Annotated in this window: 2 protein-coding genes; both read left to right on the top strand. The window is 29.6% G+C overall.

The window, feature by feature from the left end; genetic code table 11:
* Window positions 1–1,036 precede the first annotated feature (1,036 nt).
* Entirely contained in the window at window positions 1,037–1,501 is a 465-nt protein-coding gene (locus OSH00_RS20405) for a hypothetical protein (protein WP_266131944.1), read from the top strand.
* A gap of 146 nt (window positions 1,502–1,647) precedes the next feature.
* The coding region (locus OSH00_RS20400) for a BapA/Bap/LapF family prefix-like domain-containing protein (RefSeq protein WP_266131943.1) at window positions 1,648–2,432 on the top strand (785 nt) is incomplete at its 3' end.

Below are 2,432 nucleotides of genomic sequence, written 5' to 3'. Positions count from 1 at the left end.
CGATACACTTTCCTTGAAGCCTTTTAAATAGGTGGTGTCTTGTGCATGACCATGGTTCTGAATCAGAACACATACACTGATCGCACCCAAGCTTTTTAAAAAAATTGCTGGCTTTTTAGTGATTAACATTCCTGAACGGCACCTAAACATGCTTGTAATTATCGGCATTGGTTTATTTCAAGTTTCTCGTAAATATTATTTTATTTTACACAGTAATGATTTGATTTTAGCAGAATGATTTAAATTTAATATAAATTTAGCTATTGTTTTGATTGTTAATTAAACAATGAATGATAGTGTACTGATTGTTAATAAACGATTATGGATTGTGGTTTTGAAAAGGATATAACATTTAATTTAATGTTTATGGAATTATAATATATACGTTTGTATTTTAGAGATTATGTGGGAGATAAGAGATTATATGCTGAGCATTTTCTGGATAAAAAATATAAAAATAAAATAAAATTATAAATATATTCTTTATAAAAAAATACTTTTTTTAACCCATTGATATGATAATTGTTTTTTTATAAAGAAAACCTAAAAAATTATAAAAAATTTATCATCAAATAAAAAAAAGATAATGATTTGTATCATTTTTATGCTAGGATTGTGTGAGTTAAATCTCATAAAGTTAAATTTAAAGGACTTAATTTATGCGAACACATGAATGAAAAATACCTGTATTGAATAATATTTAATCTATTTAGGCTGAAGTTATCTCCCAATTTTAGTGTAAAAAATATACATAAATTTTGCTGATTTATTTTTATAAAATATTTCGGTAAGGGTGTTGTTTTGCATTTTTTTTGTTGAGGTTTATTTAGTCTATTTTTGATTTTAAATTAATGGGTTTTCTATTTTTGTAATTATTTTAATCCTTGTGCTTTATTGATTTGTACTGGATGGAATATAGATTTAATTGAATATCATATAAAGATAATACGAGATATAAATGATCTATTTTTTCATCTAAACCTGCTTATTTTAATGTTGTGATTTTATCGATTATTTTTAATGTCGGAGTACGGTGATGTCAAAAGTTATTTTGATGGTAGTGACTGCTGCAATAGGTATGACAGCCTGTGTAAGCAATCAGTATCAAAAACCATCAAATTTAAGGTTTCAAGAGAAAAGTTTGACGAACAATCAAATTGTTCTTGTGAAAAGAGATGAAAAGCTTTGTTCTGGGGATACCGCAACACATCAGAAGTGTGCAATTGATTTCTATATTGATCGTATACAAGCAGGGAACTTTTATATAAATAATACGGCAAAGTATCACTTAAAGCCTGAAGTCTATAATTTTAAAGTAAAAAATTGCAATACTGAATCATGTTTTAGCTGTGATGTTGATGTAGATGTGCAAAAGTTGAATAGTCATAATTTTTTACTTTCAGTAGATGGAGAGGGAAAACCGTTTATTTTAAATGACGGTCAGACGCTTCAATGTTCTAACAAAAGTGAATCCACTCAAACTGTCGTACCTCAAATGTAATCATACTTAATTATCGATTTATTTTTTACTCATAAATATCTCCTAACCCTCATCAAAAATTTCATTTTTGTAGGGTTTCTGCATGCATATTTTTAAGTAATTGGTTTTTTAAAAAGATAAATGTACATAATCTCCTTAGGTAAAAAATGGCTAATTTTGTTGTAATTGAAAAAGATTCTTTAAGTAAATCAACGGTAGATACCAACCATATCACTTTGTCAGAAGCATCAATCATTCATACTAAAATGAATAGAGATGATGTGGTTGAATATATTCGAGATGGGGATCATTTATTATTAAAGCTTAAAAATGGTGAAGTGATTGTTATTGAAAACTTCTTTGTAGTTCACCAAGAAGTAACTTCAGATTTAGTCTTTGAAGATGAAGATGGTTGTATCTTATATTGGTTTGATGGAGTTTCAGGTTTTAAAGAAATTACAGGGCTTGAAGTATTGTTACCTGAAGCAAGTAGTCATTTGACTGGAATGCTTCCTTGGCTGATTGGGACAGGTGTAGTCGGTGGTGTCATCGCAGCAACACATGATAATGATAAAAATAAAGAAAATATTCCCAATGGGAAAAATAGTGTTGAAGTAAAAACGGATGGCTCAATCATTGGTAAAACAGAAAATATTCCTGAAGGAACGAAAGTTGTTATTACCATTACAGGACAAGACAAGAACGGAAATACATTAAGCAAAGATATCGAAGTTACTGTTCAGCCAGATGGCAGCTATACAGCTGAAGTTCCAGAAGAATTTGTGGATGGTGATTTGACTGTAAGTTCAGAAGTTGTTGATCGTAATGGCAATACTGTTCAAGCGGAAGATCAGTTAGGTAAAAATGCGACTGATGATCCAAATACTCCAGAGGACAAAAGTGCTGGGCTTGATCGTGTAGACAGTAACATAGACATTCACATTGATAACAC

The sequence above is a fragment of the Acinetobacter nematophilus genome (assembly GCF_026344175.1).
GTDB lineage: Bacteria > Pseudomonadota > Gammaproteobacteria > Pseudomonadales > Moraxellaceae > Acinetobacter > Acinetobacter nematophilus.
This window is presented reverse-complemented; position numbering and strand designations above follow the sequence as displayed.

Bases quoted from the DNA above. Each gene is read 5' to 3' on its own strand.
- OSH00_RS20405 (WP_266131944.1), top strand. From the start codon at position 1,037: ATGTCAAAAGTTATTTTGATGGTAGTGACTGCTGCAATAGGTATGACA.